This is a genomic window from Chitinophaga sp. XS-30, assembly GCF_008086345.1.
Classification (GTDB): domain Bacteria; phylum Bacteroidota; class Bacteroidia; order Chitinophagales; family Chitinophagaceae; genus Chitinophaga.
In genome coordinates, this window is record NZ_CP043006.1 from 4906139 (window position 1) to 4933099 (window position 26961).

Consider the following 26961-nt stretch of genomic DNA (forward strand, 5'->3'; position numbering starts at 1 on the left):
CATAAATACAGCAAGCCAGGGAAATTCCACGTACCTGAAATGCCCGGGAACAATCTCTATCGTACACTTTAATGCTTGAATCATGAAAAGAACTCTATCTGCAAAGCGTAGAGCATGCCCTCTTTTGTCCCATACCAGGGGATACCTGATGTTACTGGTGTTTTTGCTGACCGGCGCAACGGCCGGCGCTGCACAGGATATATTGCAGCAGGGCGTTACTGTCACACTGAAAGAAAAACCCTTGCAGGAGGCGCTGCAGGAGATATCTGCCGCCGCAAAGGTCAAGTTCGCGTATCCAGACAAACTGGTAAAGCAATCGGCGCTGATCTCCCGTCAATATAACAACACTCCCCTGCAACGGGTGCTGAACGATCTCCTGCAAACCAACGGCATGCAGTATGCGCTGGTGGGCAATATGATCGTTATCAAAAGAGCTGTCGCCAGCCAGGTGCCCGCATCCGGCGATGAAGAAAAGATCACGGCAAGGGGCCTCATCACGGATTCCCTTGGCACGCCGCTGTTCGGGGTTTCCGTCATGCTGAAGGGCAGCCCCGCTACCGGCACCAGCACAAACGAAAGCGGCGCTTTTTCCCTGCAGGTGCCGCAAAATGCGTCCCTGGTGATATCGATGATCGGGTTCGTGCCGCAGGAAGTTGTCGTAATGGGTACGCAGCTGCTCCGCATTTCCCTGAAAGAGAACATGACGGGGTTGAACGAAGTGGTCGTAGTGGGCTTCGGCACGCAACGCAAGATCACGCTCACCGGTTCGGTGGCTTCCATTCAGACCAAAGAGCTGAAACAATCCGCCGTATCCAACCTGTCCAGCGCCCTGGTGGGCAGGCTGCCCGGCCTCATGGCCCGCCAATCCAGCGGTGAGCCCGGCGCCAACGGTTCTGCTATCTGGCTCCGCGGCCAGTCCACCTACTCCGGCGGCAACGGCCCCCTGATCATGATAGACGGCGTGCCGCGCGATGGATTTGAATTCATCGATCCCAACGAAGTGGAATCCATCACCATTCTCAAAGACGCTTCCTCCACAGCCGTGTACGGCGTACGTGGCGCCAACGGCGTAGTGCTGGTGACCACCAAAAGAGGCACCGTAGGCAAACCTGTTGTGCAGTTCAATGTGGAATCCGCCACCAACACCCCTACCCGGCTGCCGGAATACCTCAACTCCGTGGATTATTTCCGGTACTTCAGGAACGGGCTGATCAACGATGGCCGTTTGACCGAAGCGGAGAAATATACGGATGAATATATATCCCGGTACGACCGCAGCATCGACTGGCCGGCGGAACTGGAATACGAATACCTGTACCCCAGTGTGGACTGGCTGGATTACATGCTGAAAGACAATTCCTGGCGCACTACCGCCAATGTGAACGTAAGAGGCGGCGCACCGAAGTTCAAATACTTCATATCCGGCTCCTATTTCACGGAAGACGGCATCTACAATCATGATAATGCCATCAAGGATTATAATATCCAGGCCAATGAAAAGCGGTTCAACTTCCGGTCTAACGTAGACCTGGAGATCAGCAAATGGTTCCGGGCGGAGCTGGGGCTGTCCACCATCGTACGGTACCGGAACTACCCCACACCCACCGCGCAGGATTATTTTATTTCACTGAAGACCACCGCGCCGTATGAAATGCCCGTATTCAACCCCGATGGTTCCATTGCCGAGCCTACACGCGGCAGCAGCAACCCCTATGCACAGCTGACGCAAAGGGGATATAAAAGGATGCTCAATTCCTACCTGCAAGGCACCGTAGGTTTCACCGCCAACCTGGGCTTCATCACGAAGGGCCTTACCGCCCGCACCAGGTTTTCCTACGATGCGCAAAGCAACGGAGGCTTCAGCCGCACAAAAGATTACTGGTCTTTTCTCTATGAAGGGAACGGGGATTACGAGCAGGTGAAACAGGGGCAGGACTTCCTCAACTATTCCGCCAGCAACGACTACTGGCAGACGCAGATCAACCCGGAATTCTATATCAATTACGACCGCCGTTTCGGCCATCACGATGTTTCCGCCATGATCCTGTACCGTTTGAAGAATGAGTCCCGCAGGGCTACCAACTTTGTGGACGCGCTTCCCAGAAGGGAACAGGGGCTGGTAGGCCGGCTGGCTTACGGTTACAAGGAGAAATACTTTGCGGAGGCCAATTTCGGGTACAACGGCTCCGAGAACTTCATCACCGGCAGGCGCTTCGGTTTTTTCCCTTCGTTCTCCGCAGGATGGGTGATCAACCGCGAAGCCTTCCTGGAAGATGTTAGATGGATAGACCTGCTGAAGGTCCGCATTTCGCATGGCATGGTGGGCAACCAGGACCCCGGCACCCGCTTCGCTTATCAAAGCCAGTGGAACCTTTCCGCCGGCGGTTATAATTTCGGGTACGATTACCAGAACAATAAAGGCGGCGCACTGGAAGGCAAGACCGGCAACCCGCTCACCTCCTGGGAAACCGCGCGCATGACCAATATCGGGCTGGACTTCAACATGAAGAACAGCCTCCTGCAACTGACGGCCGATGTGTTCTATGAAAAGCGCAGCGGCATATTCACCACATCCTCCCGTATTACCTCCGCGCTGATGGGCATCCCCGCAAACAACCTGCCCACGATCAACGCCGGCATGGTAGAGAACAAAGGATTTGAGGTAGACCTGAAACACCAGAAACAGCTGGGCAGATATTTTTCCTATTTCGTGCGCGGCAACTATACGTATGCCCGCAACAAGATACTGGACTACCTGGAAGAGCCCACATCAGACCGTCCCTGGCAGACCCGCCAGGGCCGCTCCCTGAGCGATATCCAGACGTATGTGTCCATGGGCTACTTCCAGAGCTGGGATGAAATTTCCAAAGCGCCCTCCCAGGCATTTTTCGGCGCCGTGCAGCCCGGGGATATCCGGTATAAGGACATCAACGGCGATGGCATCATTGATTCATACGACATCACTTATATTGGTAAGGATTCCGAACCGACCTCCATTATGGGCGCATCCACCGGCTTTTCGTACCGCGGCCTGGATTTCAGCATCCTGTTCCAGGGAGGTTTCGGCAGATGGCTGTTCACCGATGGCAGCACCATGTTCGGCTCCAACTACGAATTCCGGCAAGTGATGTATGCCGTAGGCACGGATTACTGGACGCCGGAAAATCCCGATGCCGCCTTCCCCAGGGCCATGAGCCAGAAAACGCCCAACAATACGGAACGCAGCACACATTATCTGCGTAATGGCAACTACGTCAGGCTGAAGAACATGGAAATAGGATACTCCCTTCCCTCCACGCTGATCAGCCGGTTCGGCATGAGCAACGTCCGCATCTATGCCAATGGCAACAACCTCTACACCTGGGACAAAGTGAAGCTTTTTGATCCCGAGGAAAACTACGGTTCGCCTACTTATCCGCTGATGACAACTTACAATTTCGGGATCAACGTAGGATTCTAGGATATTAAAAACTACCGGTATGAAAAAATCAATTGCATATATACTCTCCTCCGCCTTCTTTTTTATCTCCTGCAATAAATTCCTGGATGTAGTGCCCCGGGAATTTCACCAGGAAGAAGACCTTTTCACAGACATCCAACAGGCGGAAAAAGAAATAGCGGTACTGTACAGCCGCCTGCCCTGGGACCACAATGCCGGGGACGGCAGCAACGGCATGATCCTCGCTGCCGGCTCCGACGAAGCCTATCACAACTGGGACCAGAGCAACGCACGCCTGTATGAACAAGGCGCCTGGAACCCCATTTCCAACCCGCTCGGCAACTATAACGCCATGTACGAGAACATCCGCATCGCCTGGCATTTCCTGGAGAATATCGACAAGGTGCCGGTGCTGGAGGAAAGGATACGGGAACAATATGAAACGGTGGTCATACCCCGATACAAGAACGAAGTGAAGTTCCTGCTGGCCTTCTATTACTTCGAGCTGTTCAAGCGTTACGGGCCCGTGCCGATTGTAGACCGGTATTACCAGGTATCGGAGATAAATGAACTGCTGCAAAAAGATCGCCGCCCGGTGGATGAATTGGTACAGTTCATTACAACACTTTGCGATGAAGCGGCAAGCGGCCTGCCGTTATCTTATGATGACGACCCGAACGAGATCGGCCGCGCGACCAAGGGGGCAGCGCTGGCATTGAAAGCGAAAACCCTGTTATACGCCGCCAGCCCGCTGTTCAACGGCGGTGAGGTAGACGGGCAACCGGTATCTGTAAATGGGCAGAATGTGAAAAGCACGCTGCTTGGCGTAAAGAACAGCGACGGAACGCCGCTTTTTAATCCGCAATATGACGCCAATAAATGGAAACTCGCCGCCGATGCGGCCATGGATGTGATCAACCTCGGCATTTACAACCTGCATCCGGTGCAACAGGAGCTTTTCTACAAAAGGAACCTCACGGAAGTGATCTGGCACAAACAGGGCGGATCTTACAATGCCGGTGCATGGGACCGCCAATTGATGCCCAATGGTACGGATATGGGCGGTTCCGGCGCCCTGAGCATGACCAACGCCATGATCAATTCCTACGAAATGGATAATGGCCTCCCGATAGACGATCCCCTTTCCGGATATGTTGACAATGCCTGGGTAGACACTACGATGCGGGTATTCCGCGACCGTACCTGGAAAACGGCCAATGTGCGCATCCGCAGCATGTATCATCACCGGGACCCGCGTTTCTACACCGATGTGTACTTTAACGGCATGCCGCTGCTGCACCGGAATGTGATCACCGAGTTCGTGACCAACGTAGGCAGCAATAACGATGGATGGGGCAGCAAGACAGGGCAGAATACCCGCACCGGTTACTATGTGCAGAAATGGGTAGACCCTACACAAAATCCGAAAGACCGCCCCAATACCAATATGCGGAATTTCCCGATCTACCGGCTGGCGGACGTATATCTCTGGTATGCCGAAGCCATGAACGAATTCCTGCCCTCCCCCAATTCAGCTGTTTATTTCTATATCAATGAGGTGCGCAACAGGGTAAATATGCCGGCGCTTCCCATCAGCGGGAGGGTGGAAGATGCCACGAAGCAGGGTATGCGCCAGCGCATCCGTAATGAAAGAAAGATCGAATTATCGATGGAAGGGCACCGGTTCTTTGACACCCGGCGCTGGCTGATCGCCCATACGCCGGAATGTACGGAGCTGATGGGCCTTAACATCAACGGCAGCGGGGAAAATTTCTATACGCCCGTGCCTGTCCGCAGCGGCGCAAGGGTATTCAATAGCTATCACTACCTCATGCCTTTGCCTACGGTGGAGATCACCAAAGCCCCCGGAGTGCTGGTACAGAATTTCGGCTGGGAACGGTAATACCGGACTGACGCAGGGCAACCGCCCCGGAAGCGATACAGCGATGTGTTGCTTTTGGGGCGATTGTCATTTATAGACGGCGAGATAGAACTCCCCGTCCGTCACCTTCAGCTCCGCCCGTTCCGGCAGCATGGAAAATGCCAGCCCTGAGAAAGTGCCTCTTACATATTTGTCCGTGATCTCCGTGAATTTCACTTCCGCGGCATCATCGAACTGAAGGCCGGTAACCGGCAGGAACTGTGCAGTATAGGGTTTGCCGCTTTCCGTGAACATGGATATCATCACCTGCGGCATGATGGCATTGGTCTTGGGCATTTCGATCTCGTTGCGCAGATGATAGCGCTCCCCGGTTTTGTAGGCCGTTTTGCTTAGCAGGAACAGGGAAAGCGCATCTTTGCCCAGTTCCGCCGTTTTGAGACTGGAGGTCATATTACAGTGATAGGAGAGATTCTCCGGATCGTAGTACAACTGTGCCAGCGTATGCGCCTTGTATTCCTTCTGTACCCCGTCGGCTTTGAACCGGAGGTAGTACGTGCCCGGCGCTGCCGGGTTATCTGATTTCTTTGAACAGCCGGCCAGTAACACCATGCTGAGCAGCAGAAGCGTATATTTTGTCATATCAATCAGTTTTTTGTCTGGTTCTTATCCGGCAGCTCCCTGATCTTGTCCACCAGGTCCGCCCCCGCTTTCCCGGCCTGTGAGGCCAGTCCCGCTATTTTGCTGCCCGCGCCGGAAAGCAGTTGCTGAAGGCGTTCCCCGTCATCTGTTTTGAAAGCCTGCAATGAAGTAACGTCCTGGTTCCCGGAAATATCGAACTGGAGGTAAGGCGCTTCAGGGAATCCCATGGTTTTGGCGAAGAAAACGGTGGGGATCTTTGAGCGGCGGGTATTGTATTCCTTTACGGCATAATTGTATTTCTCCCGGCAGTCCTGGATGTTCTGCTCACATTGCTGAATGCTGTCCACCAGCCGGTGATATTGCTCGCTGGCCTTAAGGTTTGGAAACTTGTCCGCAATACCCTGAACGGCCGCCATGATAGCCCCGGTTTGCTGATAGGAATTGGCCAGATTTCCGGTGGTGGCATCCTGCGAAATTTTCAGCTGCACCAGCTGCTCCCCTTCCTGGTAATTTTTCACCACATCGATGAGCTGGTTGATGAGCGTCAGCTTCTTGCTGATGGCCACCTGCGTGTTGGAAGCCTTCTCCCGCACATTCTGTCCCTGTTTCTGCAATGCGTTGTAAGAAATGACCGCCATGGCGACGGCAACGATCAGGAGAAGCACTAAAAAGATCATATTATCATATGGTTTAGAGATGGCAAAAAAGTGTGGATATTCTTCCTGTTGTCAAAGAAAGACCTTATTTTGAACCCGTTGAGCGACACCTATTACCTGCTGAATACAACCTATTAACTGCGCCGGCTTGACGGATAAGTGTTTTCATGAGCCATCCCTAAACCACGGCAAGATGATAAAAAGAATATGGATGCTGGTCTGCCTGATCTCTGTCCTCAGCGCCACTGCGCAACAACAGGCGGTAGATTCCCTGCGGAAAATGCTGGATGGGCATCCCGGGCAGGACACCGTACGGCTGCATCTCCTGAATGAACTGGCCTTTGCGTATTATGCCGTTGATCCGGCCGAGGGAGTCACCATCGCGGAAGAAGCCATTGCCCTGGCCCGGCGGATAGATCACCCCCGCCTGCTGGCAGCCGCCTACAACAGCAAGGGCACGAACCTCTGGGCGAAAGGGGAAGACTCCCTGGCGATGGAAGCCGGAGAGACCGCCCTGGGCATTCATCAAAAAGCAGGCAACAAGCTCGGCGCTGCCAAGGCATTGAATAACCTGGCGCTGAACTATTACAATCTCTCTGATTTCGGCAAAGCGCTGGAATACCATGAAACAGCGCTGGCGCTCTTCCGGGAACTGAACCATCATACCGGTATCGCACATTCCTTTTCCAATATGGGCGTTGTGTATCTCTCCCTTTCGGATTACCCGAAAGCGCTCCGGCATTTTCTGAATGGTGCGCGCTACTGGGAAAACGGGGACAGCGCGGCGCTGGCGAATACTTATCTGAATGTGGGCCTGGTGTACAAGAACATGAAAGACTATCCCAGGGCCATGCAGTACGCCAGCGATGCGCTGGATATCTACGTACGCATCGGCCAGAAGCAGGGAGAAGCCAATGCCTGTGGCAATCTCGGCACCATCAGCAGCGAGAACGGCGATACGGCAGCTGCCTTGCGATATTATGAACGGGCGCTGGAACTGAACAATGCCATCGGCAATAAACGCCGGATAGCCAGCGACCTGGTGAACATTGCCGTGGCCTACCGGAAAATGAACGATATCCCGGCCGCGGCCGCCTACCTGCAAAAAGGCCTGCAGCTGTATGAGCAGACCAATGACAAGGAGAATACCGCATTTACGCTGATCAACCTGGCGGGGCTATATCCTCATGCCCCCACCACACTCCCTACGCTCCGGAAAGCACTGCGCCTCGCCGAAGAAGCCGGTTCCCTGCAGAACCAAAGCCTTGCCTGGGAAACCATGAGCAAGACCTATGAAAGGTCCGGCCGGCATGCCGCCGCGCTGGATGCCTACCGCCGGCACATTCTGCTGCGGGACAGCATCTACAACTCCGCCAAAACGAAAGAGGTCGCCAGGCAGCAGATACAGTTCGAATTTGAAAAGAAAGAAGCCCTGCTGAAAGCCGCGCATGAAAAGGACAATGCCCTGGCGCAGGCAGAGATAGAACGCAGGAAAGCCATAGAGGTCGCCATCATGGCAGGCGCCATCATTCTGCTGGCCGCATCCGCCGCCGGTTACGCGCTTTTCCGGAAAAAGAGGAACGCGGAATTCCGTGCAAAGATCGCCGATACGGAAATGAAAGCGCTGCGCGCACAAATGAACCCGCATTTCATTTTCAACTCCCTCAACGCCATCAGCAATTTTATTGACCGGAACGAACCGCAGCTGGCGGATGATTATCTCATGCGGTTCTCGAAGCTGGTACGGATGATCCTCGAAAATTCCGGGTTGAAAGAAATATCTTTAACGGACGATCTGCAGGCGCTGCAGCTGTACCTGGAACTGGAAGCCCTGCGGCTGAAAGACCGCTTTACCTACGAGGTGAAGGTAGATGAGGCCGTTGACCCGGACAACACGCTGGTGCCCCCGCTGATATTGCAACCCTTTGTGGAAAACAGCATCTGGCACGGCGTATCCAAACGGGAAAACGGCGGCAGAATACTGATCGATATCCGTCAACATGACGGAAAACTCCGCTGCCGGATAGCGGATAATGGCCCGGGAAGGAATAGCGGCAAGCCGGCGGAAGCCGGTAAAAGATCGCTCGGCACGCACATCACGCAATCCAGGATCGATATTCTGAATGCGCAGCAGAACGGCGGGGCGGACATCACCTTTACCGATATGCCGCAAGGCCTGCAGGTTACCGTCAGCCTCCCGCTGATGCTTAAATTTTAAAGGAACATGATCAACGCGATAATCATAGACGATGAAGCACACTGTATCGAAAGGCTGGAACGCCTGCTAAGGGAAAACTGTGACGATACAGTAAGGTTGCTGGGAAGCTGCACGACCTTTGAAACAGGAGAAGAAGCCATTGCCCGGCTTAAACCGGAACTGATCTTCCTCGACATCCAGCTGCACGACAAAAGCGGCTTCGATCTCCTGCAAAAGATCGACCTAACGCAGGCGCGCGTGATCTTCACGACCGCATTCGAGCAATATGCCATTACCGCATTCAAATTCAGCGCAACAGATTATCTGCTGAAACCGGTGGACAGAGAAGAGCTGATCCGCAGCGTACAAAAAGCCGGCGACAGCATGGAACGGCAACAAGCCGCCATGAAATACGAAGCGCTGCTGCACAACCTGAAACCCGGAGCCGAGACGGCAAAGAAGATATGCCTGCCCACAGCGCAGGGGGTGGACTTTGTGCTCACCAGCGACATCATCCGTTGCCAGTCCAGCGGCAACTACACCGTTTTCTTCCTGAACAACGGCCAGAAGATCACCGTAGCCAGAACGCTGAAGGAATATGAATCCCTGCTGGAAGCGCATCAGTTTTTCCGGGTGCATCACTCCCATCTCGTCAATCTCGCCTATGTGAAGAAATACCACCGGGGGAAAGGCGGGTATGTGGTGCTGGCGGATGATACGGAGATTGAAGTGTCTGTGCGGCGGAGGGAGGCGTTTTTGGAGCGGATTGCGATGTAGGCACCTGATATGACATCGCGGTTAAAGACGGATAGCAGACGTGAAGTTGAATAAAAGGAGGGAAACTTGTATATTCGTTACAAGCATCAATCTGTGAAACCCAAAAACAGTTCCCAATGAAAAAAACATTCCTTCCCGTTACACCAGGTTTCTTCATTTATTACCTTATTGCATGACCAGTTCGGCCGGAATGAACACTCTGATTTTCAAACTGGTAAAAACAGCCTCCTTCAACAGGTTACGGTGTCTGTTCATGCTGTTGCTGATACATTGCCCCGGCTTTTTGTCAGCGCAGCAACCCGATACAACATCTCCTCTTAAAGTAGGCGTTTATGTAAGCCCGCCTTTTGTGATGAAGACGGAGCAGGGGTTTACCGGCATGTCTATAGAGCTTTGGGAGACGATGGCCGATGACCTCCATCTGGCATACCGTTATGAAATGGTGCCTACTTTCCGGGAGCTCGTGCAGCGCACCGCGAAAGGCGGGTTTGATATAGCCGTTACGAACCTCACGATCACGCAGAACCGGGCTAAACAGATAGATTTCACGCAACCCTGGTATGATGCAGGGCTTAGGATCATGATAGATAAAGACCGGAAAACCGGCATTTCCGATGTTATTGCCGGCTTGTCCGATGCCGGGCACCTGAAAGCATACGCCTGGCTGGCACTGGTTATTCTTCTGGCAACAATTCTCCTCACATTATTTGACCGCAGATTTGACGAAAGCTATCCCAGACGATGGCGGGAAGGCCTTGCTGAAAGCTTTTACCAGGTAATGTCTGTCGCCACCTCGGGGAATGCCGGCAGAAAGAACCTTTTCGGCTGGCGGGGGCGTATTTTCTCCGCTTTTTGGCTGGTATGCGGAGTAGCCGTTCTGGCGTATATCACCTCCTCTGTTACCAGTGTTATGACCACGCTGTCTTTAACTAATCAGATCAACAGCCTCGCCGACCTCTCCGAGAAAACAGTCGGGGTTTTCGCAGGGAGCACTTCCGAGGAATACGCACGTTCCAAAGGGCTGGAGATCCGCTCCTACAACAATATCGATGATGCAGTAAGCGCTTTGCACCAGCAAAAGATAGCTGCTATCATCGGGGATGCACCCGTACTGGAATATTATGAGCACACACATGTGGAATCTCCTGTTGCAGTGGTAGGCCCTATTTTCAGTCCGGATAAATACGGATTCGGACTCACCCTTCACAGCAGCCTTTCCGACCGCTTGACCATAGAGCTTTTGGGCGCTCATGAACGTGGGTTGATAGCCAGTTTGCGCAGAAAGTATTTTGGAGAAAGGTGATGCCGGCAAGTGCCGGCGGCTTGCATAGGGTTTTTAATGGCCCCGTGATAAAGCCGTGATTTACTCCCTGGTATTGCTGCTCCTTGTGGCGTTGCCCTTTGTTTATCTTGCCGCCGCACGGGGCCGGTATGCGCAAGCTTTCGTGGAGCGACTAGCGATGCAGGACTAGGCCCGGGAAGGCAAAGGATCAATAACAATATCCTCCCCCATCATATCCTTCAAATTAACTGAAGGAACGATTATCGAACCCATCGGAAGATGCTCTGCTCAGCCGGGGCCGCTCCGCTTAAAACAGTATGGTCTTCGTGCTGCAGTCCTTTTGGAAGATCGATTGCAACTAATGTAGTATCCAAAAACATACGATAAAGATACCGTAACCTTTTCCCTGGTGGGTTACTCGGAATATAATCTTCCGCTTCAGACACTGAAAAGCAACAAGCCATTGCACATTCAACTCATGCGAAAAAACATGACATTGGAAGAAGTCAACATAACCGGCCACAAGCCTGAAGAACACCGGTTCGGAATAAAGCGCAGAGGCTCTTTGATGCATTTCTCAGACGGCATGTTTAACCAGGATGACAGTTTCCAGATCGGTCAGTTAATTAAACTTGGCAATACGTCTGTAAAGCTTACCACTTTAAATCTATACATACTGAATTCACGCGACGACAGTGCTACTTTCCGTATCCTTGTACGATCCTCCCACTATGCTGCTGATCCATCTGCTTTATGCACTATTTAAAACCACACTATTGATCTATCACCTCTGCCATGCGCTATCGCCAGATCCCATTATAAAACGATGCTACACTAACAGCAGTAATCTGCTTCGATCCAACTGATCCACTCACTCCCGGCAGCATCACCGCAAAAAAAATGCACCAGCCTGAACTGATGCATTCATTTACTCCTCTTCTTTCTTCTCAGTATCTTTCTCCTCCTTATCCTCTTTTTTCTCTTTCGGCACAACGATATTCAATGTATCGTCCTGCTGTTTCTCCCGGGTGATATTCCGGCTGTAGTCGTTTCCGAGATTGGCGCCGCCCTGTTCCAGGCCATCACTGCCAATCGATCTGTCTCTGGGTGCCATAACATTTGATTTTAGGTGAATAAAACCATTATCGCCCCAAAACCATGCCGCCGGAAAACAACCATAACACCGGCCGTTAACAGGGAAAAACCTCGCCATTCCGTGCATATTTTCCCCGGGGCATTATCTGCACAATCTCTTCCCGATCTCACCTGTCATTATCTGCAATGCCGGATTTTTCCTATCTTATATTCCTCATTCCATGTCTATGCGCAAATCCCTTCTGCTCTTCTTTGCCCTTTTCCATGCCGCTACGCTATCCGCTCAGTTACAGGTCAGCGATAACCAGCGCTACCTGCTGTATAACGGCCGCCCCTTCTTCTGGCTGGGCGATACGGCCTGGGAGCTCTTTCACCGCCTCACGCTGGATGAAACGGACCATTACCTGAAACATCGTTCGGAACAGGGCTTTACCGTGATACAGGCGGTTATCCTCGCGGAGTTCGATGGATTGCATACTCCCAACGCCCACGGCGCCCTGCCGCTGACCGGTGATGATCCGGCCCGCCCGGATGAAGCCTATTTCAAACATGTGGATGAAGTGATCGCAAAAGCAGCGAAATACGGCCTGGTGATCGGGCTATTACCCACCTGGGGCGACAAAGTATGGAAAGCTGGATGGGGCAAAGGACCGGAGATATTCAACCCCTCCAACGCCAAAACGTACGGCAAATGGCTGGGTAAACGTTACGGGCAAACGAAAAACATCGTATGGATCATCGGCGGTGACCGCAACCCGCAAAACAAACAGCATGAAGATATCTGGCGGCAAATGGCCGCGGGCATCCTCGAAGGCGCGGGCAGCAACGTAAAGCCGGTCATGACCTTTCACCCGCAACCCACCCCGCTTGGCTCCGCCACCTGGTTCCACAACGATGCCTGGCTGAGCTTCAACATGTTCCAGAACGGGCATTGCCGGAATGCGGCGGTGTACGACAGGATACAGGCGGTCTACCATAAAACGCCCGTTAAACCGGTGCTGGACGGGGAGCCGCTGTATGAAGACCATCCCGTTTGCTTCAACGCGAAAGACCTTGGTACATCAAACGCCTATGACGTAAGGATGTATGCGTACCTCGACCTGTTTGCCGGCGCTTTCGGACACACTTACGGCTGCCACGATATCTGGCAGTTCTTTGCCCCCGGCCGCGAAGCGGTCAATGATCCGCATGTGCCCTGGCAACAGGCGATGGACCTGCCCGGCGCCAGGCAAATGGCCTTCGTGCGGAAATTGATGGAAGCTGGTCCCATCCTGGAAAGGGTGCCGGACCAGTCCGTTATTGTGGAGAACGGCCTCCCGGCAGCCGACCGCATACAGGCCACCCGCGGAAAAGATTACCTCTATGTGTACGCCTGCACCGGCAGACCGTTCACCGTTAACATGGGCAGGATCAGCGGCAGCATGCTCCAGTCCGGATGGTACAACCCCCGCGATGGCGTTTTCAAACCTGCCGGAAAGGTAAAGAACGAAGGAAAGCTGAAATTCTCGCCGCCGTCTTCCGGGTATGGGCAGGACTGGGTTTTAGTACTGCAGGATGACAAGCGCAGGATCGCGCTGTAGCATCATTTCCCTTTCGCGTAAATCATTTTCCCTTTTGCGTAAACAGCCCGTCGCTTTTTTTGGCAGCTTTACGGCTTTATGGGCTTTCTACGATCACTCCGCCTGCAATGGGCAAGACACCAGCAACGCTGGTTCGGGAAATGGCATGTGTACCTCGGCATCATCGCCGGCGCCATCGTGGCGTTTGTAGGCGTTACGGGCAGTATCCTCGTCTTCCAGGATGAAATAGACCGGGCATTGAACCCGGAACTGTTCTATATCATGGAACAGGAAAAGAAAATGTCTTTCGACGAGATCATTCCCGTCATCCACCGCCGGTACCCTGATCTGTCATTCAATTACATCATGAGCGATCTGGAAGAGCGGCCCAACCGCGCGTACCAGCTGTTCAACTTCGCTACGGAAGACGAATATTTCATCAACCCCTACACCGGCGAGCTGAGCGGAAAACGGCTGCATGAAAGCTCCTTTATCCATATTGTAACGGAATTGCACCGCACTTTGCTGATACCGGCTGCGGGAAGGTACATCGTTGGCCTGGCCACGCTTTGCCTGCTGATCCTGACCATCAGCGGCCTTCGCTTGTGGATCCCGCAAAAATGGAAGCAGCTGAAAGATGTGTTGACCGTGAAGTTCAGCGCCGGGCTGAAGCGGCAGAATTACGACTGGCACAATGTGCTGGGCTTTTATTCCGCGCCGGTGGTCAGCCTCCTGTCTTTAACTGGCATCTGTTTTACTTTCTCGGCCCCGGTGATCGCCTTGCTTTTTATGCTGGATGGCCGTTCCCCGCAGGGCGTGGCACAACTGCTGGGCGCAAAGTCCGCATACACGGAAAATGCAAATCCCCTGCCGCTTGAAAATATCATGGAGATCGGCCAACAGGCCATGCCGGACGGCAGGATCGGCGGAATAAGCCTTCCGGCGGACAGTCTCGGCAGCTACCGGCTGGATATGCTGGGTAAAAATCCCCCGAAAAACGGCAAACGGGAAATGCTCATCATCGATCAGTACACCGGTAAAGTGCTGCTGAACAGCCGGCTCGACTTCCCGGAATCCGGGGACGCTTACCTCGGCTGGCTGGCAGCCCTTCACTACGGCAGCTTTGGCGGAAGGCCTACGCAGATACTCGCCCTGATAGGAGGGCTGATGCCGCTGATATTATTTGTCACCGGGTTCATTATCTGGTGGCCGCGTTACCGGAAACAGCGCCGCAATGGCAAGTCCCGCCCCGATGCACCGCCCGTTCCCCGGCGGCTCGCTAACAACCAGGCTGCGGTTCCGCAGCAGGCCTTGCCGGCCTTTATGGCCAACCTGAAAAAAGGTTTCCGCTATGCGTTATGGGTTTTGCTCATCACCGCGCTGATGGGGGCTTTATATGGATTGATCTCCGGCATCATCATACCGCCTGCGGTATTCGCCGTGATCTACACCGCCGTATTTGTTATCCTCAACTTCGTTGTGGCATTGGCGGTATGGGTGTTCAACCTGCTTTTCCTGGTGCCTTTCCGGAAGGGAAGCCGCGGTATCAACCGGTATTTCGCACTGTCCTTATCCTTCACCATCGTATTCCTGGCCAGCTATCTGCTGCTGATGAATACGGGCATGCAGATCTTTTAAAACTCTTCCTCCAAGGCTTCCAGCGCCGCTGCGAGGTACACCAGCGGCGCGTTCCAGTTGATGGCGATCTCGTTGGAGGCATAGGAGCAATCATCATCTGTATAGGCTTCGTCCGCCGCGGCGGATGGATATTTGCAGCCATCCTGCCGCCCGGGGTTGGGGCCGCCGGCCAGCAATCCCGGTACGGGTGCTGTAATGCCGTCTGCCTGGGAGGGGCGGTGATGCGGATGCATGGGCGTTCTTGTACCGATGCCGGTCACGAAGGAATACCCGGTAGCATTACGGCCCAGGAGATAATCCAGGTTAGCGAGCGCGTGATGCAGGTATGATTTGTTGCCCGAGATCCGGTAAGCATACAACAAGGCAATGCCCTGGTTAGCGGCCACCGCATTACTGCCCCAGACGAAGTCCCGCGCCGAAGCGCCCATTACTGTCCGGTAAGGGTTTTGCGCCGCCTGCTTTACCCGGTCCCCTGCCCACTGTTCCAGCTCCCGCTTCAGGCTATCCGTTGCATATCCGGAGCGCAACACCCTGTAGCAGCCCAGCCAACGTACCTGTGACCATGTGGGTATTTGCAAAGGCATTGGCATCTCCGGCCGGTATTGCTCCTTTTTTGTGGTGATGAACAATTCCGCTCCGGCCCAGGCGAACTCGTCACGGACATTCCTATCGCCATACCCGCCTGTGCTGATATCGGGATCGGAATGCCGATTGATCTTTTGCTGGTCATAATAGATTTCAGGATGTTGAACAGCCCATTGCCAGGCCCGCTCCGCGGCTTGCACGCAGGAGTCTGCCAGGCCGGGGAGCTCATCGGGGAAGGATGCGAACACTCTCGCCGCCTGCGCCGTCACGGCCGCAAAATCCAGCGCCGCGGCAGTACTTTTCTGCACGACATACCTGGGTTTTCGCGCCTCATGCGGCATCACCGTCCCATCGAATGCGGCATTGGTCAGCTTGTGATAAACACCACCATCATCGGGGTCCTGCATCGTCAGCATCCACCGGAGATTGAACAGTATCTCGTCCAGCAGGTCGGGCAAGGCGTTCCCGCTTTCCGGGATGCCGGTACGCAGCTGCCTGCAATAGGCCGGATGATCTTCGTATAGTGATAACAGCGTACCCATGGTGATCCCGCAGTTGACGATGTATTTATTGTAATCCCCGGCATCGTACCAGCCGCCGGGAGAAGAGATCACGGTGCCGGATACACGTTTGGGCCCTGCGGCGGAGGGATGCACCAGCACTGCCGTGTCCGGATGCCCCGCCGGCCGGCTCCACGGCCCGGCGTACGCCTTTGTCAGCTCCGTGGCCGTACGCTGATAATAGAACCCTTTCAGCGCCGCTACGACCAGGGGAGCATGCACTGCCGGACGGATCACGAACACGCCGGAAGTACCCGCACCCGGCACCTCCAGCACAAAGGAACCGGTATCCTGCAAGGCTGAAAAATCCGCCACCCGGCTCTCCCTGCCGGAATAAGCGGAGCGCTGCGCCGCGCCGGCTGCTCCCCGGAACACCACGGCCATATCCCCTGCCCGGCGAACCATGAAAGTTTGCCCTGTTACCACTGCCATCTTCGGTGCAGCGGGATAAAAGCCTGCCTGGTTCAGCCGGATATCGCCGGAAGGGGACTGCGCTTGCAGGAATGATATTGGCGCCAGCAACAGGATGGAAAAGAAACGGGAAGTCCGCATAACGATGGTATTTATCATATCAAAAATAAGCGCCGGCCCGTTAAAAAACGACCCCGAAAAAAAATACCGCCGTACCTTACTCTGCCGAAAACCGTATATTTAAAGATGGAAAATACAGACCTTAGACTGGCTGTGCTGATCGATGCCGAGAATGTTCCCCCGGCAAAAGTCAAAGCCATGCTGGAAGAAATAGCCAAATACGGCACCCCTACTTTCAAGCGTATTTATGGCGACTGGACGCAGCCCAGGGTAGCCGGCTGGAAATCTACCCTCCTGCCGCATGCCATCACGCCCATTCAGCAGTACAGCTATACCTCCGGTAAAAACTCAACGGATTCCGCCATGATCATTGATGCCATGGACATCCTCTATTCAGGGAAAGTGGACGGCTTTTGCATCGTATCGAGCGACAGCGATTTCACCCGCCTCGCCACCCGTCTCCGGGAAGCCGGCATGCGGGTGTTCGGCATGGGAGAGAAAAAAACGCCGGTTTCTTTCATCGCGGCATGCGACAAGTTCATTTACATCGAGATACTGGAAAACGATGAACCGGTCACCAAACGCACCATAACCGTATCCCGGAAAAAATCAGCCGTAGTGACCACCCCGCCGGAGCCCGTAGCGCAGGAACGCCCCAAACCCATGTCTACCGTCACACCCGGACTGGTCAGACTGATCGCGGACAGCATCAACGATATTGCCAATGAGGACGGCTGGGTATTCCTGGGCGTATTGGGTGGCCTTATCCTTAAAAAACAGCCGGACTTCGACCCCCGGAACTACGGTTTTAAAAAACTGTCGCTCCTGATCAAAAGCATGCCGCAGTTCGAAACCCAGGAACGCGTTTCGGGGAAAGACAACGAACAGCAGTCGGTGTACGTCCGCGTCAAACCCTCCGCCACCAGGTCCCGGCGCTGACGAGGATCATCCTGCTTACTGACCGCCATCCTTTATCCTCCCTTTACGATGGATTAAATTTGTGATGAACGTTAATCAAAAACTTCATCACAACTTTAAAAAAGGAGGTCGATATGTCTGCATTATCATTATGGAGAAAATCCGCATTTACCCCTTCACTGCTCGATGAACTGTTCCCCTGGTTCAATGACGAGAACCTTCCCGCCAGAACCATGACCGTTCCCGCTGTGAACATTACGGAAGAAAACGGGCAGTACAAACTGTCCATGGCAGCCCCCGGTCTGCAGAAAGAAGATTTCAGCATCGATGTGGATGACACCGTGCTTACCATCAGTGCCAGCAAGGAAGAAGAGAAAAAGGACGAAAAAAAGGAAAATGGTTACACCCGCAAAGAGTACAGCTATCATTCATTCTCCAGGAGCTTTACATTACCTGATTCCATCCAGAAAGACAAGATCGAAGCCAGCTACAAAGATGGCGTACTGGAGTTGAAGATGCCCAAAGTGGCGGCAAAGGCCAGCAACGGCACAAAGAAAATAAGCATAGATTAACCGGATATGGTTCTTAAGTGTGGGCCCCTGCAGCATTATGCGCAGGGGCCCTTTTTTTGCTGTTTGCCAATGAAAAGATATCAGCCGCTAACGTTGCCTGCGGATCACCTTGTGCTGCTGCATGCATTTCACTACGACTTTACCATATTCGTGAGACAGCTTTTCGATGGATTGCGGATCAAAAGTGGTGGTTTGCACCGCGTACAGTCTTGAACCGCTGGCAATATCATAAAAGCTGGTTTCCCAGGCATATTTTACGCCTTCCCGGTACCAGTCCGGCGCATAGAGGCCGTAGTAGAGCGAAGAATAATAGCTGGTCAGCAAGTGGTACATACTGCCGGGCAGAAAGAACCCCTCCGTCCGCTGGTCCAGCAAAACGATCGTCAACACCGCATCAATCCCCTTTTCACTGAATTGCAACAGGGCATCCCGGTCTTCCGTTCTGGTGAATGCCAGCGCGTCAAACTCATCCGATGCCGTAACAGCCACATAACCCAGCTCATGCAGATCTCCCGCGATGTGCAACTCCATCCGTTGCCGCATCAGCGAATCTTTCATCAGGCCAAGTACAAGTATCTTTTTATACTTTTTCTCCGGTTGGTCCACGGCACTCCAGTATCCGGTGATATTGGTGGAATAACAGCCGGTAAGTATCCCCAGCGGGATCAGGCATAAGAGCAGGTATTTCATGATAACAGGGTTTAGCAGTGTGTGATAAATACGGGAAAAGGAAGGTTGTTGATAAACAGGTCTGCCTGGCTTTGCCGGAAGAACCGGGAGACGGCATTGCGGCCGTATGCACCCATAACCAGCAGGATGTTCTTTTTCCTCAGCAGAAAATTGAACAGTTCATCTTTAGCATTACCCTGCAGCAATACAAAATCAGAGTAGTTATAATGACCGCTCAGCCATTCTTTCAGGCGCTTCTTTTCCTGCGGGCTGATCGTACTGTTTTTGCTCACTTCAACGATCGTGGCTTTCACCTCATCCAGCGAAGGAAACAGGCTGACCAGCTGTTTCATGGCGAAAAATGCGGAGGCGCCGCCATCGTAACAAAAAACGATCTCCTCTATGGGGTCCACCCCGGCCGCGGCGATCAGTACAGGGCACTCTGCGCGGGACAGCAATTCCCTGACAAAGGGAGTGGGAATTTCCTCCGTTTTTCCGTTAAAACCGGTGGCAGGGTCTACTATGATCATATCCGCAAAACGGCTCTCGCCCAACAGTTCATCAACAGATACCGTGCGGTCGCGGTACACGGCCGATCTCACGTTCTTCTGTTCGCATATCTTCTCAAAGATGCGGATATTGTTTTCCACTCTTTCATTATCCTTTGCATACCCGGGTATATCGGACGCCACAATGGTTTCAACATAGGGAACGCCCATCACTTGCTGCAATTCGGGTTTTTCACCGTAACGCAGGTTCTCCAGGAAAACACCCACCAGCTTTGCGCCGGAGAGAGATGCCATATAACAGGCAAAATCTGTGGCATGAAACGGCATCTGAAGGCCGTTCATGATGAAGAGTATCTTTTTCATCAGTTCATGTTTAATTTTTCACGGGTCAGATGGAATGTTATTTCATGAGTGCATATTTAATTTTTACGGGTCAGGTGGAATGCTATTTCTTCGGCCGCCGCAAGCACGGGATCCAGGTGTTGTTCCTTTACGTCATCATACTCCGTCATCATGGCCGCCCCTTCTTTCCCTGCCAGCATAGCCCCCATTTTGAGCATGAATTTATCTTTCCAGCTGAGCGCGGAAAAATTCATCCTTCCCGGTAAAAAGAAGCAACGGCAGCGGGCCAGCAACTCGGCAGGGACGTTCTGGCGCAGGTACTTGTCCAGTTCCTCCGTTTTACTGATGGATGTACCGCAGACCACGAACAGGATGATCCTTTTGCCGGACAACAGTTGCTGATGCTTCAACAGCCATTTCTTCACCTGGAATTCACCGATATAGATACTGGTGCCGATCATCAGCCAGTCGCAGGCGCCGATCTGCTCCGCTCCTGTTTCATCGGTGGTATTGACCGGCATTTGCAACGCCTGGCCTGCCCATTCGGCATACTGCCGGGTAGCGCCGTATTTTCCTTTATAAATAATGATTCCTTTCATCTGTGCATTTTGATTTTTTACGGGTCAGACGGAATGCTATTTCATCTGTGCATGTCACATAAAGGTATCTGCATATCACCGCCCGGGAAATGACTGCCGTTCGGGTACAGCAGGATATTCGTCGCCTCCGGGCATGACGACGATCAACAGCAGCGGCCTGCAGGGTCATTTCCCCGGCGGAGCGGAGGGGTTATCTTGCAGGAAAACCTTCAGTCATGAAAACGGAACAATATGATGTGATCGTTTCCTATAAAGGGAAACAGCAGACGATCCCCGTTGTCATCAAAACGGAAGAAGAAAATATCAGCATTTATGCCGAGATCGAAGGCTTCAAGGTGCACTTTGTGCCGGATATGCACAACGGGCTGCGCTGTGCCAGCACCGAATACTCGCTGGACGAGGAATTCCTCTACCAGGTAGGCAAAGCGATCCGGGAGCAGCGCCCATGACCGGGATGCCGGTTATACTTCATTTTGAATCTCTTTTTATGAAAAGGATCATCCAGGGCATCCTGTTCTCCGCCTTTACCAGCCTTCACTGTTCTTCGGCAGACTCCCGCCTGCAGGATATGCATGCCGGTGTGGCGCTGATACCCGGCGAACAGCCGCAGGTAGCCGACACTACGGGCTTTTACCGGGAAAGGATACTGTTGCTTGCGCATAACAAACCCTCCGAAAAATGGCCGGTACAGGCCCCCGCTCCATTGCCCGGCGCAATACTGCCCTACCGGCGTATCGTGGCATATTATGGCAATCTCTACACTCCCCGCATGGGCATCCTGGGAGAACGGCCACGCGAGGCCATGCTCGAAAAACTGCGGCGGGAGGCTGTGCGCTGGGAAACCGCTGATACTGCATTCCCGGTAAAAATGGCGCTGCATTACATTGCTGTTACAGCACAGCGCAGCCCGGGAAAAAACAGCAAATACCGCCTGCGCATGCCTTTCCACCAGATAGATACGGTGCTGACCATGGCGAGGGGCATCCATGCCCTCGTGTTCCTGGACGTGCAACCGGGACACAGCACCCTGCAGGAAGAGCTTCCGGCCCTGGAAAAATACCTCCTGATGCCGGATGTGCATCTGGGCATAGATCCGGAATACGCCATGAAGAACGGAGACGCTCCGGGCAGATCGATCGGTACGCTGGATGCGCGGGATATCAACTATGCCGTCAGTTACCTGGCCGGACTGGTAAAACAATATCAGCTCCCACCCAAAACGCTGGTGGTGCACCGTTTCACACAGGCCATGATCACCAATTACAAGGCCATCAACACCTGCCCGGAAGTGCAGATCGTCATCAACATGGACGGATTCGGGTTTGCCGCAAAAAAGATCAGCACCTATAACAGTTTTATTGCCCGGGAACCGGTGCAGTTTACCGGATTTAAGTTATTTTACAGGAACGATACCGCCGGTACCAAAGCGGCTGCGGTCATGCTACCGGAGGAAATACTGAAATTGTATCCCAAACCTGTCTATATCCAATACCAATGATGTGGCCGTTATTCATGATATGGGCCCTGATGAACGGACCGGCAGACCTTCCCTCCCTGCCGCAGGTGCCTGTATTATGCTATCACAACATGGTGCCGGAAAAGCACGCCAGCAACCCCTTCCTCTTCATTACGCCCACACAGTTCCGGGAGCAGATGAAAGGCCTGCGGGACAGCGGGTACCAGTCTATTCATCCCGACCAACTGGCGGCGTACATCCTTGACGGCAAGCCCCTGCCGGAGAAACCCGTACTGATCAGCTTCGACGATACCCGGACGGAACACTTCTACGTGGCCGCGGGAATACTGCAGGAACTCCGCTTCAGGGGAACGTTCTTCATCATGACCGTCTGCATCAACAAACCCCGCTACCTCAGCTCCCATGAAATAAAACTGCTGGCAGACAGCGGGCATACGGTAGCCGCTCACACCTGGGACCATCCCAATCTGAAAACCGCCCATCAGCCGGACTGGGAAAAACAGCTTTCCGCGCCCCGTAAAACGCTGGAAAAGATCACCAGCAGACCGGTACACCATTTTGCTTATCCCTTCGGCGCCTGGAACAGCCAGGTTGTGGAAGAACTGCAAAAAGCGGGATACCGCACCGCTTTTCAGCTGGATCAGGCGATGGATCCCCGCATGCCGGCATATACGATCCGCCGCATCATGGTTTCGGGTGAATGGTCTGCTGCCCGACTGCAGGAAGAAATGAAGAAACGCTTCTGAAGGCGCGTTATAAATCCCGCTCCATCCTGATCCCTTAGTCCCGTTTCAAGTTCAGCGGAACTTGCATTATTGCACATCCGGTATCATCAACAACACTGACGGCTGTCATTGCCCTGCTGCTGTATGGTGATTAACTTGCCTGTATAAAATCTCATTACCATGAAAATCAATATGGGCCTGCTGGACAGGCTGATCCGCATCGTAGTCGCCCTGGTGGTTGGCTACCTCTATTATACAGGCGTTATTTCCGGAACATTGGCAGTTGTGCTGCTGATCGTTGCTGGCGTTTTTGTATTGACCAGTCTGCTAGGCGTTTGCCCGATCTACCGGTTGATGGGTGTCCGTACCTGTTCCAGGAAGGATTGATGGGGGCTGCGGGTGTAAGGGGGTAGCAAACAAGGGACTGCCCGGAAAATCCGGACAGCCCCGCTCATTTCTATAACCATACTTTTCAACTCGCCAACCATCCGCCGTCTACCGGCATCGCATGCCCGGTCACAAACGAGGCCTCTTCGGAACAAAGCCACACTACAGCAGCAGCCACTTCTTCCGGTTTACCCATTCTGCCTATCGGCTCCATATCCTCATATTGCTTTTCCACCGCCTTGTCCTTTCCCGTCAAACGATCTACCATTGCTGTTTTGATCACACCCGGGCAAACGGCATTGATCCTTACCCCTTCTTTGGCATATTCCAGGCCGGCTGTTTTCGTAAGGCCGACCACGCCATGTTTGCTGGCAACATAGGCCGGCAGGCCGGGAAATCCCATCAATCCAGCTACAGACGCGCAATTCACGATAGCGCCGCCCTGCTTCAGCAAATGCGGCAACTCTTCCCTCATGCAAAGCCATACCCCTTTAAGGTTCACCCCGATGGTGCGGTCCCAGTTCTGCTCCGTACAATCCAGGGTATTGCCATTCTCTCCCTCCACACCAGCATTATTGAAAGCAAAATCAAGCCTTCCGAATGTTGCTATCGTTTTTTCCACCATGGCTTTAACCGATGCCGCATCGGCCACATCGCATTGTATGAAGACCGGCTTTCCGCCTGCGGCAGCAACAGCTTTGGCCGTTGCCTGTTCAGGGTCTTCCACGATATCCGCGATCACTACATTAGCGCCCCTGGACGCAAATGCTATGGCCGTGGCCTGGCCGATGCCGTAACTTCCTCCGGTAACGAGGGCTGTTTTACCCTTAAATGTATTCTGCATAAGGCATTGTTTTAAATGATGAAACTGAAGTAAAGATAACGCTCCGGAACTCCCTCTCCGGTGACGGCCATCAACGGAAAAGAGGATAGCCGTCATGATTCCTGCCGGCGTGACTAAAGTCACAAGCCGGAAAACGGGATACCGGTATCTTTATACAAAACACAGCATCATGACAAACGATGAAAAACTCTTTTTATGGGTAAACCGGATCATCCGCTGGGGAATAGGGCTTTCGCTGATATGGTTTGGCGGGGGACTGGAAGGGAAATGGCCTGCGCTTCTTTTCGGCGGCATATTCATATTATCAGGTTTCTTCCGGCCGAGGGGCTGCATGGGAGGCCAGTGCAACAGATGATCTACATCTGACCGCTATCCGCTACCCTGTTCTTCAATAAAGGCAGGTTCGTCAGCGAACGTTTCTTTTTGAAGATGAGAATGATACATGCCGCGGCCATCAATACTGTAGAAGGAAATGCAGATCCCGCGCCCAATGGCGCAATTGCCAGCAGGAAAAACGCTGCTCCCCCCAATGCGATATTCGATATTGCCGCCCTGCCGGTGATAGACATTCCCACGAACATCTGGGCACCCGCAATACTCAGCACGATCGCCCGTATGTGCCTGCTGAAAAAACCATTGATAAAATCCTCATAGACCGCCAAACCGGCGATATCCGCATATCCCAGGTAATCTTCCGGACTATACGCCGCCGTAAGCGCATTGAACGCCGCAGCACCGGTGAACACAAAACTGAATATCCAGCGGGTAGTGTTCGGCCTGGTTATTGCCAAAATAATAAGGGTAAAGCCGGCAAGATTGGCTATCATGTACGTAGGGGAAAAGATATTACCACTCATGGAACAGGATTTAATAACCACCAAGTTACACCCACTGCTGGCGGAGCGCAATGACTGCGATCAATACGTTGCTTGAAACTGGTCATCCCGCATTTACCATATTACTGTAACTTCAGGGCATAAAACAGGCATATGATCCTTACCATTACCATGAACCCGGCTGTAGATAAAAGCACCACCATTGAACAACTGGTGCCGGATAAAAAACTGCGCTGTTCCGAACTGCAAATGGATGCAGGCGGCGGCGGTATCAATGTCAGCAAAGGCATCAGCGAACTGGGCGGCAAAAGCATTGCCCTGTTCCCTGCCGGTGGCCCCAACGGCGAAACGCTGAAAAGGCTGCTGTCTGAAAAAGGGATCGATTGCGCCATCATAGCTGTAAAGGCAGAAACAAGGGAAACCTTTATGGTCACCCAGCTGTCCGGCAACAAGCAATACCGCTTCGTAATGCCGGGCCATGAGCCGGACGCCGGAACAACGGAACGCTGTTTATCGCAACTGGCATCCATGGACCCATTTCCTTCCATTGTTGTAGCCAGCGGCAGCCTGCCGCCCGGCGTGCCGGAAGACTTCTATGCACAGGTGGCCCGGACCGTCAAGATGAAAGGCGGAAAACTGATCGTGGATACATCCGGCGCAGCACTGAAAGCCGCGGTGAAAGAAGGCGTTTTTCTACTAAAGCCCAACCTTGGGGAACTGGCGTCACTGACCGGTACAGCTTATTTGCAGGAAGATGATATATTACCAGCCGCAAGGCAGCTGATCAGCGCAGGAAGTTGTGAAATAGTGGTGGTATCGATGGGCGCTTCCGGCGCCATGCTCGTCAGCCAGGACTTCCACGGCACCGCCCCTGCCCCGGACGTGAAAAAACAAAGCACGTCCGGAGCCGGAGACAGTATGGTAGCCGGAATGACCTGGATGCTGGAGCAGGGGAAAACGCTCTCGGAAATACTGCGGTTCGGCATTGCCTGTGGCTCCGCAGCTACGATGAACCCCGGCACTCAGCTTTTCAGGAAAAAAGATGTTATGCAGCTGTTTGTCGCAAATGAAGAGGAAAGACGTTAGTGCGTACACTCATGATAGCTGTCCCCGGCCGGATAACTGAAAGCGTTCACCAGCTTCCAGCGGGCCTTGTATAAGCCGAAGGAAGAATTCATGTACACAGCACTGCCGGTAACCAGATCAGTAACACGGTCGGTACGCCATGTTTCTCCGCCATTGCCATTCGCAACGGCTACGATCGTTTGATAACCTGCCGGGCCGGAAGTAACGGACTTCACCTTACTGAGGGTCTTCACCAGCGTGAACGTTCCCGTCACCACATTAAACTTATATACATAATTGGAGTTGGAGAGCCAAAGCTCCGTTGTGCTGCCATGCACCGGAAAAAGGTCATGCGCATTGCCCTGCGGCAACGTATAGGTCGCCAGCAAGGTCAGTGACGGGGACATGCAGCTGCCGTTGTAGCTGAATTTCTTCAGTTTGTTTTTTCCTGCGGCATATAACACCTGCCGCTGATGGTCCCACACTACATTATGCACATCCTCAAATGCAATAGGCCCGGTCTGCGCAGACTGGTCATTAATGTAGGAGTCCACAGAGAAGATCCGCAGGTAACCTCCGGTGGAGGAGGCCGTCACCACATTCCCATTGGGCAGCAGCTCGGCGGAATGAGTGTTGCCACCGGCATAATCGTACCAGACGGCCTTTTTGGTAGATACTTTGATCAGCGCCACACCGCCGCCGGATGCCGTGGCCAGCACATACGTGCCATTATATACCAGTTTGGCGTCACTAAGGTTGGAAAACCAGGCTTCCGCCGCCGTATGGATCATCGCATACGAGGCATTGGCCTTCCATTCCCAGGTAATGGCATTGCCATTCGCAATGTCCACCATTACGATGCGGGCATTCTTCTGATCACAGATAATGATCTCTTTCGGGGTGGCCGCTGCAGTTACAGCGGATTGAAGGGTTTCGGGCAAAACAGTGCTCACGGCATCAGCATTATCGCGCTTGCAGCCGAATGACAGCATTACTGCTGCTACAACAAAGAGTGATTTCATGAAAAAGGGTTTTGGGTAAATGAAGGTTAAATTATCATACAAACAGCTACATAACGGAACTGAAAGCAATATAGCGATTAAAAATCAATAAATGCAGGCTCACTGCCACACACACGGAAAAAGAAAGCCCAACAAATGGCTTCCGAAAATATCATT

25 protein-coding genes are annotated in these 26961 nt (G+C 53.2%); 15 read left to right on the top strand and 10 right to left on the bottom strand.

Translation table 11 applies throughout. From position 1 onward, the window contains the following. Positions 1–82: 82 nt before the first annotated feature. Together FW415_RS19800 and FW415_RS19805 are read left to right on the top strand one after the other, a co-directional pair. Positions 83–3460, top strand: a complete 3378-nt coding sequence (locus FW415_RS19800; RefSeq protein WP_148388498.1) for a TonB-dependent receptor — start codon at positions 83–85, stop codon at positions 3458–3460. Between the two features lie 19 nt (positions 3461–3479). After that, on the top strand, positions 3480–5342 hold the full coding sequence (locus FW415_RS19805; protein ID WP_148388500.1) for a RagB/SusD family nutrient uptake outer membrane protein: 1863 nt from the start codon (positions 3480–3482) through the stop codon (positions 5340–5342). 66 nt (positions 5343–5408) lie between these two features. Here FW415_RS19805 and FW415_RS19810 read toward each other — a convergent pair whose 3' ends face one another. Both FW415_RS19810 and FW415_RS19815 read right to left on the bottom strand, forming a co-directional pair. After that, entirely contained in the window at positions 5409–5960 is a 552-nt protein-coding gene (locus tag FW415_RS19810; protein ID WP_148388502.1) for a hypothetical protein, read from the bottom strand. Between the two features lie 5 nt (positions 5961–5965). Beyond that, positions 5966–6637 (bottom strand): LemA family protein, encoded by a 672-nt coding sequence (locus FW415_RS19815; protein WP_148388504.1) that lies wholly within the window; start codon positions 6635–6637, stop codon positions 5966–5968. Positions 6638–6809: 172 nt separating this feature from the next. On the opposite strand from FW415_RS19815, the gene FW415_RS19820 reads away from it, so the two are divergent. From FW415_RS19820 to FW415_RS19830, 3 genes are all read left to right on the top strand, one after another. Next, positions 6810–8834 carry a tetratricopeptide repeat protein gene (locus tag FW415_RS19820; RefSeq protein WP_148388505.1) on the top strand — a complete coding sequence of 675 codons (2025 nt, stop codon included), beginning with the start codon at positions 6810–6812 and terminating at the stop codon, positions 8832–8834. A 6-nt stretch (positions 8835–8840) separates the two neighbouring features. Then, positions 8841–9590 (top strand): LytTR family DNA-binding domain-containing protein, encoded by a 750-nt coding sequence (locus tag FW415_RS19825; protein WP_148388508.1) that lies wholly within the window; start codon positions 8841–8843, stop codon positions 9588–9590. 190 nt (positions 9591–9780) lie between these two features. Next, on the top strand, positions 9781–10893 hold the full coding sequence (locus FW415_RS19830; protein WP_210420741.1) for a transporter substrate-binding domain-containing protein: 1113 nt from the start codon (positions 9781–9783) through the stop codon (positions 10891–10893). 907 nt (positions 10894–11800) lie between these two features. Here FW415_RS19830 and FW415_RS19835 read toward each other — a convergent pair. Beyond that, positions 11801–11986, bottom strand: a complete 186-nt coding sequence (locus FW415_RS19835) for a hypothetical protein (RefSeq protein WP_148388510.1) — start codon at positions 11984–11986, stop codon at positions 11801–11803. A gap of 208 nt (positions 11987–12194) precedes the next feature. Here FW415_RS19835 and FW415_RS19840 point away from each other — a divergent pair, with 208 nt between their 5' ends. Next, positions 12195–13547: a glycoside hydrolase family 140 protein gene (locus FW415_RS19840; protein ID WP_148388512.1), complete on the top strand. Its 1353-nt coding sequence runs from the start codon at positions 12195–12197 to the stop codon at positions 13545–13547. 78 nt (positions 13548–13625) lie between these two features. Next, complete coding sequence (locus tag FW415_RS19845) at positions 13626–15164, top strand: PepSY domain-containing protein (protein ID WP_148388514.1); 1539 nt, start codon at positions 13626–13628, stop codon at positions 15162–15164. Here FW415_RS19845 and FW415_RS19850 read toward each other — a convergent pair. Next, a complete protein-coding gene (locus tag FW415_RS19850) occupies positions 15161–16861 on the bottom strand; it encodes a glycoside hydrolase family 9 protein (protein ID WP_148388516.1) in 1701 nt (566 codons plus the stop codon). The two genes, FW415_RS19845 and FW415_RS19850, sit on opposite strands and share 4 nt — an antisense overlap. Before the next feature lie 105 nt (positions 16862–16966). On the opposite strand from FW415_RS19850, the gene FW415_RS19855 reads away from it, so the two are divergent. Both FW415_RS19855 and FW415_RS19860 read left to right on the top strand, forming a co-directional pair. Continuing rightward, a complete protein-coding gene (locus tag FW415_RS19855) occupies positions 16967–17779 on the top strand; it encodes an NYN domain-containing protein (protein ID WP_148388518.1) in 813 nt (270 codons plus the stop codon). Positions 17780–17892: 113 nt separating this feature from the next. Further along, complete coding sequence (locus FW415_RS19860; protein ID WP_148388520.1) at positions 17893–18330, top strand: Hsp20/alpha crystallin family protein; 438 nt, start codon at positions 17893–17895, stop codon at positions 18328–18330. A gap of 87 nt (positions 18331–18417) precedes the next feature. Here the strand turns inward: FW415_RS19860 and FW415_RS19865 are convergent, their stop codons facing one another. From FW415_RS19865 to FW415_RS19875, 3 genes are read right to left on the bottom strand one after another with little or no spacing between them, the layout of a single operon-like run. Then, positions 18418–19020 carry a hypothetical protein gene (locus FW415_RS19865; RefSeq protein WP_148388522.1) on the bottom strand — a complete coding sequence of 201 codons (603 nt, stop codon included), beginning with the start codon at positions 19018–19020 and terminating at the stop codon, positions 18418–18420. A gap of 11 nt (positions 19021–19031) precedes the next feature. Next, entirely contained in the window at positions 19032–19871 is an 840-nt protein-coding gene (locus FW415_RS19870; protein ID WP_148388524.1) for a universal stress protein, read from the bottom strand. 56 nt (positions 19872–19927) lie between these two features. Beyond that, positions 19928–20449 (bottom strand): flavodoxin domain-containing protein, encoded by a 522-nt coding sequence (locus FW415_RS19875; RefSeq protein ID WP_148388526.1) that lies wholly within the window; start codon positions 20447–20449, stop codon positions 19928–19930. A gap of 215 nt (positions 20450–20664) precedes the next feature. Here FW415_RS19875 and FW415_RS19880 point away from each other — a divergent pair, with 215 nt between their 5' ends. The 4 genes from FW415_RS19880 (at position 20665) to FW415_RS19895 (ending at position 23038) form a co-directional block, all read left to right on the top strand. Next, entirely contained in the window at positions 20665–20898 is a 234-nt protein-coding gene (locus FW415_RS19880; protein ID WP_148388528.1) for a hypothetical protein, read from the top strand. A 38-nt stretch (positions 20899–20936) separates the two neighbouring features. Beyond that, the gene (locus FW415_RS19885; protein WP_148388529.1) at positions 20937–21947 is read left to right on the top strand and encodes a hypothetical protein; all 1011 of its coding nucleotides are present in this window, start codon (positions 20937–20939) and stop codon (positions 21945–21947) included. Beyond that, on the top strand, positions 21944–22672 hold the full coding sequence (locus FW415_RS19890) for a polysaccharide deacetylase family protein (protein WP_148388531.1): 729 nt from the start codon (positions 21944–21946) through the stop codon (positions 22670–22672). Before FW415_RS19885 ends, FW415_RS19890 begins: the two co-directional genes overlap by 4 nt. A gap of 159 nt (positions 22673–22831) precedes the next feature. Continuing rightward, positions 22832–23038, top strand: coding sequence for a DUF2892 domain-containing protein (locus FW415_RS19895; protein ID WP_148388533.1), 207 nt, complete (start codon positions 22832–22834; stop codon positions 23036–23038). A gap of 85 nt (positions 23039–23123) precedes the next feature. Here the strand turns inward: FW415_RS19895 and FW415_RS19900 are convergent, their stop codons facing one another. Further along, positions 23124–23882 (bottom strand): SDR family oxidoreductase, encoded by a 759-nt coding sequence (locus tag FW415_RS19900; protein ID WP_148388535.1) that lies wholly within the window; start codon positions 23880–23882, stop codon positions 23124–23126. A 169-nt stretch (positions 23883–24051) separates the two neighbouring features. Between FW415_RS19900 and FW415_RS19905 the strand changes: the two genes are divergently transcribed. Beyond that, positions 24052–24237, top strand: coding sequence for a hypothetical protein (locus FW415_RS19905; RefSeq protein ID WP_148388537.1), 186 nt, complete (start codon positions 24052–24054; stop codon positions 24235–24237). A gap of 1 nt (position 24238) precedes the next feature. Here FW415_RS19905 and FW415_RS19910 read toward each other — a convergent pair whose 3' ends face one another. After that, positions 24239–24739 carry a hypothetical protein gene (locus FW415_RS19910; RefSeq protein WP_148388539.1) on the bottom strand — a complete coding sequence of 167 codons (501 nt, stop codon included), beginning with the start codon at positions 24737–24739 and terminating at the stop codon, positions 24239–24241. Between the two features lie 132 nt (positions 24740–24871). Between FW415_RS19910 and FW415_RS19915 the strand changes: the two genes are divergently transcribed. Next, complete coding sequence (locus FW415_RS19915; RefSeq protein WP_148388541.1) at positions 24872–25804, top strand: 1-phosphofructokinase family hexose kinase; 933 nt, start codon at positions 24872–24874, stop codon at positions 25802–25804. Here the strand turns inward: FW415_RS19915 and FW415_RS19920 are convergent. Beyond that, complete coding sequence (locus FW415_RS19920) at positions 25801–26805, bottom strand: DUF6528 family protein (protein WP_148388543.1); 1005 nt, start codon at positions 26803–26805, stop codon at positions 25801–25803. The genes FW415_RS19915 and FW415_RS19920 overlap by 4 nt on opposite strands. Between the last annotated feature and the right edge of the window lie 156 nt (positions 26806–26961).

Bases quoted from the DNA above. Each gene is read 5' to 3' on its own strand.
- FW415_RS19920 (WP_148388543.1), bottom strand. From the start codon at position 26,805: ATGAAATCACTCTTTGTTGTAGCAGCAGTAATGCTGTCATTCGGCTGC.
- FW415_RS19825 (WP_148388508.1), top strand. From the start codon at position 8,841: ATGATCAACGCGATAATCATAGACGATGAAGCACACTGTATCGAAAGG.
- FW415_RS19880 (WP_148388528.1), top strand. From the start codon at position 20,665: ATGAAAACGGAACAATATGATGTGATCGTTTCCTATAAAGGGAAACAG.
- FW415_RS19870 (WP_148388524.1), bottom strand. From the start codon at position 19,871: ATGAAAAAGATACTCTTCATCATGAACGGCCTTCAGATGCCGTTTCAT.
- FW415_RS19860 (WP_148388520.1), top strand. From the start codon at position 17,893: ATGTCTGCATTATCATTATGGAGAAAATCCGCATTTACCCCTTCACTG.
- FW415_RS19850 (WP_148388516.1), bottom strand. From the start codon at position 16,861: ATGCGGACTTCCCGTTTCTTTTCCATCCTGTTGCTGGCGCCAATATCA.
- FW415_RS19840 (WP_148388512.1), top strand. From the start codon at position 12,195: ATGCGCAAATCCCTTCTGCTCTTCTTTGCCCTTTTCCATGCCGCTACG.
- FW415_RS19885 (WP_148388529.1), top strand. From the start codon at position 20,937: ATGAAAAGGATCATCCAGGGCATCCTGTTCTCCGCCTTTACCAGCCTT.
- FW415_RS19915 (WP_148388541.1), top strand. From the start codon at position 24,872: ATGATCCTTACCATTACCATGAACCCGGCTGTAGATAAAAGCACCACC.
- FW415_RS19845 (WP_148388514.1), top strand. From the start codon at position 13,626: ATGGGCTTTCTACGATCACTCCGCCTGCAATGGGCAAGACACCAGCAA.
- FW415_RS19800 (WP_148388498.1), top strand. From the start codon at position 83: ATGAAAAGAACTCTATCTGCAAAGCGTAGAGCATGCCCTCTTTTGTCC.
- FW415_RS19835 (WP_148388510.1), bottom strand. From the start codon at position 11,986: ATGGCACCCAGAGACAGATCGATTGGCAGTGATGGCCTGGAACAGGGC.
- FW415_RS19895 (WP_148388533.1), top strand. From the start codon at position 22,832: ATGAAAATCAATATGGGCCTGCTGGACAGGCTGATCCGCATCGTAGTC.
- FW415_RS19890 (WP_148388531.1), top strand. From the start codon at position 21,944: ATGATGTGGCCGTTATTCATGATATGGGCCCTGATGAACGGACCGGCA.
- FW415_RS19910 (WP_148388539.1), bottom strand. From the start codon at position 24,739: ATGAGTGGTAATATCTTTTCCCCTACGTACATGATAGCCAATCTTGCC.
- FW415_RS19900 (WP_148388535.1), bottom strand. From the start codon at position 23,882: ATGCAGAATACATTTAAGGGTAAAACAGCCCTCGTTACCGGAGGAAGT.
- FW415_RS19815 (WP_148388504.1), bottom strand. From the start codon at position 6,637: ATGATCTTTTTAGTGCTTCTCCTGATCGTTGCCGTCGCCATGGCGGTC.
- FW415_RS19865 (WP_148388522.1), bottom strand. From the start codon at position 19,020: ATGAAATACCTGCTCTTATGCCTGATCCCGCTGGGGATACTTACCGGC.
- FW415_RS19805 (WP_148388500.1), top strand. From the start codon at position 3,480: ATGAAAAAATCAATTGCATATATACTCTCCTCCGCCTTCTTTTTTATC.
- FW415_RS19810 (WP_148388502.1), bottom strand. From the start codon at position 5,960: ATGACAAAATATACGCTTCTGCTGCTCAGCATGGTGTTACTGGCCGGC.
- FW415_RS19855 (WP_148388518.1), top strand. From the start codon at position 16,967: ATGGAAAATACAGACCTTAGACTGGCTGTGCTGATCGATGCCGAGAAT.
- FW415_RS19820 (WP_148388505.1), top strand. From the start codon at position 6,810: ATGATAAAAAGAATATGGATGCTGGTCTGCCTGATCTCTGTCCTCAGC.
- FW415_RS19875 (WP_148388526.1), bottom strand. From the start codon at position 20,449: ATGAAAGGAATCATTATTTATAAAGGAAAATACGGCGCTACCCGGCAG.
- FW415_RS19830 (WP_210420741.1), top strand. From the start codon at position 9,781: ATGAACACTCTGATTTTCAAACTGGTAAAAACAGCCTCCTTCAACAGG.
- FW415_RS19905 (WP_148388537.1), top strand. From the start codon at position 24,052: ATGACAAACGATGAAAAACTCTTTTTATGGGTAAACCGGATCATCCGC.